At 71.9% G+C, this 7,348-nt stretch carries 8 protein-coding genes; all 8 read left to right on the forward strand.

Annotated features, from left to right (window positions below):
- The first annotated feature begins 1 nt into the window (after position 1).
- A complete protein-coding gene (gene tdh, locus ACWEKM_RS25705) occupies positions 2-1,030 on the forward strand; it encodes an L-threonine 3-dehydrogenase (RefSeq protein ID WP_451623581.1) in 1,029 nt (342 codons plus the stop codon).
- Positions 1,031-1,243: 213 nt separating this feature from the next.
- Positions 1,244-2,185, forward strand: a complete 942-nt coding sequence (locus ACWEKM_RS25710) for a phosphate/phosphite/phosphonate ABC transporter substrate-binding protein (protein WP_451623582.1) — start codon at positions 1,244-1,246, stop codon at positions 2,183-2,185.
- A complete protein-coding gene (phnC, locus tag ACWEKM_RS25715; RefSeq protein WP_451623583.1) occupies positions 2,182-3,033 on the forward strand; it encodes a phosphonate ABC transporter ATP-binding protein in 852 nt (283 codons plus the stop codon). The genes ACWEKM_RS25710 and phnC overlap by 4 nt, the downstream gene beginning before the upstream one ends.
- A gap of 3 nt (positions 3,034-3,036) precedes the next feature.
- On the forward strand, positions 3,037-4,803 hold the full coding sequence (phnE, locus tag ACWEKM_RS25720) for a phosphonate ABC transporter, permease protein PhnE (RefSeq protein ID WP_451623584.1): 1,767 nt from the start codon (positions 3,037-3,039) through the stop codon (positions 4,801-4,803).
- Between the two features lie 238 nt (positions 4,804-5,041).
- The gene (locus ACWEKM_RS25725; RefSeq protein ID WP_451623585.1) at positions 5,042-5,761 is read left to right on the forward strand and encodes a GntR family transcriptional regulator; all 720 of its coding nucleotides are present in this window, start codon (positions 5,042-5,044) and stop codon (positions 5,759-5,761) included.
- A 122-nt stretch (positions 5,762-5,883) separates the two neighbouring features.
- The gene (gene phnG, locus ACWEKM_RS25730; RefSeq protein WP_451623586.1) at positions 5,884-6,324 is read left to right on the forward strand and encodes a phosphonate C-P lyase system protein PhnG; all 441 of its coding nucleotides are present in this window, start codon (positions 5,884-5,886) and stop codon (positions 6,322-6,324) included.
- The gene (phnH, locus tag ACWEKM_RS25735) at positions 6,321-6,992 is read left to right on the forward strand and encodes a phosphonate C-P lyase system protein PhnH (RefSeq protein WP_451623587.1); all 672 of its coding nucleotides are present in this window, start codon (positions 6,321-6,323) and stop codon (positions 6,990-6,992) included. Before phnG ends, phnH begins: the two co-directional genes overlap by 4 nt.
- 1 nt (position 6,993) lies before the next feature.
- Positions 6,994-7,348 (forward strand): carbon-phosphorus lyase complex subunit PhnI (locus ACWEKM_RS25740; RefSeq protein ID WP_451623588.1); only part of this gene is annotated, 355 nt, incomplete at its 3' end.

The raw sequence follows: 7,348 nt of genomic DNA on the forward strand, positions 1-7,348 counted from the left end.
TGTGAAGGCGTTGGTCAAGGAGAGGGCGGAGCCGGGGCTCTGGCTGAGGGACGTTCCGGAGCCGGAGATCGGCCACGGTGACCTACTGATCGAGGTCCAGCGGACCGGGATCTGCGGCACCGACCTGCACATCCGGTCCTGGGACGGCTGGGCGCGGCAGGCGATCCGTACGCCGCTCGTCCTCGGGCACGAGTTCGTCGGCCAGGTCGTGGCGACCGGCCGGGACGTCACCGACATCCGCATAGGGGACCGGGTCAGCGGCGAGGGCCACCTGGTGTGCGGCAGGTGCCGCAACTGCCTGGCCGGGCGCCGCCAGTTGTGCCGGGCCACGGTCGGCCTGGGCGTCGGCCGCGACGGGGCGTTCGCGCAGTACGTGGCCCTGCCCGAGTCCAATGTGTGGGTGCACCGGTTCCCCGTCGATCTCGATGTGGCGGCGATCTTCGATCCGTTCGGCAACGCGGTGCACACCGCGCTGTCCTTCCCGCTGGTCGGCGAGGACGTGCTGATCACCGGCGCCGGGCCGATCGGTCTGATGGCCGCCGCGGTGGCCCGGCACGCGGGCGCCCGCAACGTCGTCATCACCGATGTCAGCGAGGAGCGTCTGGAGCTGGCCCGCAAGCTGGGGGTGAGCCTCGCGTTGAACGTCTCGCACGCGTCGATCGCCGACGCGCAGCGGGAGTTGGGGCTGCGCGAGGGCTTCGACATCGGCCTGGAGATGTCCGGGCAGCCGGAGGCCGTGCGGGACATGATCGCCAACCTGACGCACGGCGGCCGGATCGCGATGCTCGGTCTGCCGTCCCAGGAGTTCCCGGTGGACTGGGCCCGGATCGTCACCTCGATGATCACGATCAAGGGCATCTACGGCCGGGAGATGTTCGAGACCTGGTACCTGATGTCGGTGCTGCTGGAGGGCGGCCTCGACCTCGCCCCGGTGATCACCGGCCGGTACGACTACCGCGACTTCGAGGCGGCGTTCGCGGACGCGGCCGGCGGCAAGGGCGGCAAGGTCATCCTCGACTGGACCGCGTGAGCCGCAGAACACGCAACCGCACACACACGGGAGCGCCCCGGAGGGAGGCGGGCATGCGGAGTGTGACGCCGCTTGTGCAACCAAGTCGCGCATTGCCTAGGGGTCTGTTCAGCGGCCCGTAACTTCGCGGGGTGCGGGGACTCATCCGTGGTCCGCACTCTTGCGGTGCGACCGGCGGTGCCCCGCCGCCCAGATCCCGTAAGGAACACCCCTATGTCACGCCACCTCCGCCCCCATGCGCTCGCCGCTGCCGCCCTGCTGCCCCTGGTGCTGACCGCCTGCGGCAGCAGCGCCGCAGGGGACGCCTCGTCGTCCGACAAAGGGAACCCGGGCACCCTGGCACTCGCGATCGTTCCCTCCGAGGATTCCACCTCGACGGCCCAGCACTACAAGCCGCTCATCAAGCTGCTCGAAGACGAGACCGGTAAAAAGGTCGTGCTGCAGAAGGCGACGAACTACGCCGCTGTGATCGAGGCCCAGCGGGCGCACAAGGCCCAGATCGCGGTCTACGGGCCCCTGTCGTACATCATCGCCAAGAACAGCGGCGTGGGTCTGGAACCGGTCGCTTCCAGCGTCCTCGCCAAGGGTGACGCCCCCGGCTACTGGTCGTACGGTTTCACGCGCAGCACGACGAAGGACGTCAAGAGTCTGTCCGACTTCAAGGGCCGCAAGGTGTGCTTCGTCGACGAGAACTCCACGTCCGGCTACCTGTACCCGCACGCGGGGCTGCTCAAGGAGGGGGTGAAGGACGACTCGTACACCAAGGTGATGGCGGGCGGCCATGACGCGTCCGCGCTCTCGGTGGCTCGCGGGAACTGCGACGTCGGCTTCTCGGACAGCACCATCGAGGAGCTGCTGATCAAGCAGGGCAAGCTGAAGAAGGGAGAGCTGAAGCACGTGTGGAAGTCGCCGCTCATCCCCGGCTCCCCGGTCGCGCTCTCCACCGACCTCGACAGCAAGCTCCGTCGGCAGCTCACCGATGTCTTCACCAAGAAGGCCAACGCCGACTATCTGAAGTCCAAGGGCTACTGCAACGGCGACGACTGCCGCATCTACGGCTACTGGGGTTACGCCCCGGTCAAGGACTCCGACTACAAGAGCGTGCGCGATGTGTGCACCACGACCGGGGACACCCAGTGCAAGGCGGGTTCGTGACGGCCCTCGGCACCGAGACCGGTGCGCGGGACGGTCATGCCCAGCCCGTGATCCGGCTCACCAGTCTCACCAAGCGGTTCGGTACCGGCGCTGAGACCCGACTCGCCCTCGACCAGGTCTCCTTCGATGTCGCGGGCGGCGAGGTGGTCGCCCTGCTGGGCCTGTCCGGCTCCGGGAAGTCGACCCTGCTCGCCCAGCTCAACGGGCTGCAGCGGCCCACCTCCGGCACCGGCACCGTACTCGGCACCGACCTGGCCGGCAGCGGGGACGCCGGACTGCGGGAACTGCGCCGGCGTATCGGGTTCGTCTTCCAGCAGTTCCACCTGGTGGGACGGCTCACGGTCCTGGAGAACGTCTGCACCGGTGCGCTTGGTTCGCTGCGCGGTCCCCGGCTGGGCCTGTTCACCTACCCGCGCGCGATCCGCGAGCGCGCGCTGGACGGGCTGGAGCGGGTCGGCCTCGCCGAGCACGCCTTCCAGCGGGCTGACACCCTGTCCGGCGGTCAGCAGCAGCGCGTCGCCGTGGCCAGATCCCTGATGCAGCATCCCGAACTGCTGCTCGCCGACGAACCCGTGGCCTCGCTCGACCCCGAGTCCGCCGCCCAGATCATGCGGCTGCTCAGGGACGTCGCCGACCAGGGCCGCCTCACCGTCCTGTGCAGCCTGCACCAGGTGGACCTGGCCCTGTCCTGGGCCGACCGGATCATCGGGCTGCGCCGGGGCCGGGTGGTGATGGACGTCACCACCCGCGATATCGACCGCGCGGCCGTGATGCGGCTGTACACCGAGGTCGGCGCGGATCCGGCACCCCCCTCCGGCGCGGTCGCACCCTCCACAGGAACGAGGTGAGGCGTGTCCGCCATCGACCAGCGCCCCCCGCTCGCTTCCACAGCCGCCCCCGGCGGCCCTGCCACCCGGCGGACCCTGGCCCGCCCGGGCGGCGCGGGACTGGCCGCCGGGCTCGCCCTGCTGATCTGCCTGGGCGGCGGCGTCTGGGCCTTCATCGGCCTGCGACTGAACATCGCCACCTTCGTCGACAGCGCGGGCAACGCCGTCGACTTCTCCAGCCGGATGCTCCCGCTGGACTTCCCGCCCGCGCCGGAGCTGTTCGGCCTGCTCTGGCAGACCCTGGCCGTCGTCATCTCGGCCACGGTCCTCTCGGTCGTGCTGAGCGTGCCGGTGGCCCTCCTGGCCGCCCGTAACACCACGCTCAACGCGCCCTGCCGTGCGCTGGCGCGCGCGGTCATCGTGCTGTGCCGCGCCGTGCCCGAGGTCGTCATCGCCATCGCCGCCTTCCGGGTGTTCGGCCTGGGCGGCATGACCGGCGTGGTGGCCCTCGGCCTGCACTCCGTCGGCATGGTCGGAAAGCTCACCGCGGACGCCATCGAGCAGATCGACGAGGGTCCGCGCACCGCGCTCAGGGCGGTGGGTGCCGGCCGGCTCCAGCAGATCACCGGTGCCGTACTTCCCCAGGTGCTGCCCTCCCTGGTCGCCACCGCCCTGCACCGCCTCGACATCAACCTGCGTGTCTCGGTGGTGCTCGGTTTCGTCGGCGTCGGCGGCATCGGCTACAGCCTCGCCAACGCCGTCGCCCGGCTCGACTACCAGCGCGCCATGGCACTCGCCCTCGTGGTGCTGCTGGCCTGCCTCTCCTTCGAGGCGGTCTCCGGGGCCATCCGGCGAACCCTGCTGCCGGAGGTGACCACCCGCTCCCGCCGTCCGCGGTGGCGCGGGTCGAAGACGCCGACGCCGGCCGTGACCGTCCCGGTGGTTTCGCCGGCCGTGTCCCGTGCGCCCCGGTCCACGCCGCCGCACGCGGGCGAGGCCGCCGCCGGACCGCGGACCAGCCCGCCGTGGAGCGGCGCACGCGTGCGCCGTACGGTCTGGCTGGTCCTGACGGTGGCGCTCGTCGTGGCCTCCGCCGTGCGGTCCGGCTTCTCCTGGCAGTCCCTGACCAGCGCCCTCGGCTCCTTCCTGCCCACCCTCGGCGACTTCCTGCCGCCCGGCACCGGCGGGATGGGCGGAACACTCTTCGAAGACCTGTGGGTGACGTTGCAGATCTCGCTCGCCGGCACGCTGATCGGCCTGGTGCCCGCCGTGCTGCTGGGTGTACTGGCGGCGGGCAACGTGGTGGGCTCGCCCCGTGTGGCACGGTTCTTCAGGGCCGTGATCCTGGGCGTGCGGGGCATTCCGGAACTCATCGTGGCGATCGTCTTCGTCGTGGTCACCGGCCTCGGCCCGGTCGCCGGAGCACTGGCCCTGGGCATCGGCTCCATCGGGCTGCTCGGCAAGCTGGTGGCCGACTCCCTGGAGGAAGTGGAGCCAGGACCCGTCCGGGCCCTGCTGGCCACCGGCGCCCGGCGGCACCAGGTCTTCTTCGGCGCGATCCTGCCGCGCGCCTGGCCCGCCCTGGTCGCCCACCTCCTGTACCAGCTCGATGTCAACATCCGCTCGGCCACCCTGCTCGGCATCGTGGGCGCCGGTGGCATCGGCTACGACCTGCTCAACGCCGCCCGGGTCCTGGAGTTCGGCGTGGTGACCACCGTGGTGCTGATGGTCCTCGCCGTCGTACTCCTGGTGGAGGGCCTCGCGGTATGGGTACGGAAGGTGTATGCCTGACGCCCTCCGTGCAGGCCCGTGGAGGCCGCGCCGACGAACGACCCGCTCTGTCCCGGACAGAGCGGGTCGTTCGTCGTTCTCCGCCTCCCACCACCTGCGCCGCCGGGCCGCGCCGTCGCAGCGCCGTCGGAGCGCGGCCGGAACGGCGCAACAAGTGTTCCCGTTGTTCACTTGCGCGCAGGCGACCGATGGTGTGGGGACACTTGTACGGACAACGACGGGGTTCAGAGTCGATGACGTGGCCAAGAAGAGCAGGTACGCAGAGATAGCCGCGGTACTCGCGGCCGAGATCGCCGACCAGCCCGCCGGTACACGCGTCTCCAGCGAGCACGAGATCGCCGCGCGCTTCGCCGTCAGCCGTGCGGCGGCCCGCGCCGCGCTCCAGGAACTGGAGGGGCGACTGTTGGTGCGGCGAGTCCGCGGCGCCGGCACATTCGTCAACCGTCCCATCGACTACTTGCTGTCGCGGCGCCAACCGCCGTCGGGAAGCCGAACCATCGAGGAGGCGGGCGGCGTGCATCGCCGCGTGGTGCGGGACGTACGCCGGGTCGGCCTCAGCGAGGAGCACGCCGACCGGTTGCAGCGCAGCGAGGGCAGCCCCGCCCACCTGCTCATCTCGCAGACCTACCTCAGCGGCATGGTCAGCAGTTGGACCCAGGCGTGGATTCCGGTGGACGTGCTGCCCGATCTCGGCTCAGCGGTGCGCGCTGTGGAGTCTCTCGATGTGATTCTGCGGCAGATGTGCGGTGTTGTGCCGGTGCGCGCCTGGTGCCGGGTCAGCAGCGTGCTGCCCCCGCCGGAGGTGGCAGCGGAACTGGAGGCCGAGCGCAGTGGCCCGGTCTGGCTGCTGGAGAGCATGAGCCGGGACTCCGGCACCGGAGCGCCCCTGATGTGCAGCGAGTCCTGGTCACGCCCCGACGCTCTGCGCATCGTCGTCGAACTCGACGACCTCGGCTGACCGCCTGCCCGGGCCGGGGACCCACCCGCCCGCCGGCCCGGCCGCATCCCGCCACGCCACGGCCGCGACGTGAGCAACGCCTCACACCCACGGCGACCCCGTAAGGAAATCAAGGAGAACACGTGTCTTCGACACCGACTCGTGAACGGCGCTGCGAACTGCTCGCAGCCGCCGCGCACGAGGAGATCGTCCCGCTCGCCGAACGGCTCCTGGCCGACGGCAGCATTCCCGAACCCACCGTCCTGAAGGGCCCGGAGACCGGCATGGCGGTCCTCCAGGTGCGCGAACCCATCGAGGAGACCCGCTTCTACCTCGGTGAAGTGCTCGTCACCGAGTGCTCGGTCGATGTCGCCGGGGTGCCCGGATGGTGCATGCGGCCCGGCGACGACCGGATCGCCGCGCTCGCCGGAGCGGTCCTCGACGCCCTCGCCGCGACCGGTGGCCCCGCCACCGCCGAGATCGACGCCCTGTGCGCCGCCGTTGATGAGCGGCGGGCCGCGCAGGACGCCGCGGAGTGGGCCGACGTCACCACCACCACCGTCGTCTTCGAGGAGCTGACGTGACCGACCGAGCGGCCGGCACCGCCCCGGCCCCCGCCCACCGCGCGCCCATCGGCGCCCCGGACGCGCAGCGCGTCCGCGCCCTGCGCCGCACGTCCCAGGAGTCCCAGCGCGACTTCACCGCGCTGCTCGATGTGCTCGCCCGGCCCGGCCGTATCCGCCAGCTCACCGTCCCCGACGCGGCGCCGGCCGCCGCCGTCGCCGCCTGCGGACTGATCGACGTCGAGGTCCCGGTGCACGTGCTGACCGGCCCCGACCCGGACGTGGCGGCCTGGGCGGAGGCAGTGTACGCCGCGACCGGCGCCCCGCGCGCGGAACTGCCCGACGCTCGTACCGTGATCGCGCTGCGCCCGCTCACCCCCGAGGACATCGCCGCCCTGAACCGTGGCACCCCACTCGACCCGGAGACCGGCGCCCGGGTCTTCGCCCAGGTGGACGCGCTCGGCGGCGAGGGCCCGCACGACACGGAACTCCTCCTGACCGGGCCGGGCATTGCGGACGGCACGGAGCGGCGTCTCGCGGTGCGCGGGCTCACAGTGGCCGCAGCCACGGCGCTCGCGGCGGCCAACGCGGCCTTCCCCCGCGGTATCGACCTCTTCCTCGCCGCCGCCGACGGCTCCGTGGCCGGGCTGCCCCGCACCACCCGGGTGCGGCACCCCGAGGAGGTCTGACATGGGGTACGCCGGAGTACGCGGCGGCCAGGAGGCCATCGCCGCCGCCGAACGCCTCATCCAGCGGGACCGGTTCGGCGGATCCAGCCGGTGGCTGGAGCTGGAGCAGATCACCGGACGGCTGGGACTGGCCGTGGACCGGGTGATGGGCGAGGCGGGGCTGTGGGCTCCGGAACGCGCGGCGCGCGCGATCCGGCAGTCACGCGGCGACCTGCTGGAGGCCGCGCAACTGCTGCGCGCCCACCGTTCGACCCTGCCCCGGCTGGCCTACGGCTCGCCCGTCCCCGCCGCCGCGCTGCGCCCGGTGCGCCGGATCGCCCCGGCCCACCGCAATCCGCCGGGCGGCCAGGTCCTCG

The sequence above is a fragment of the Streptomyces sp. NPDC004752 genome, from assembly GCF_053601275.1.

Bases quoted from the DNA above. Each gene is read 5' to 3' on its own strand.
- ACWEKM_RS25710 (WP_451623582.1), top strand. From the start codon at position 1,244: ATGTCACGCCACCTCCGCCCCCATGCGCTCGCCGCTGCCGCCCTGCTG.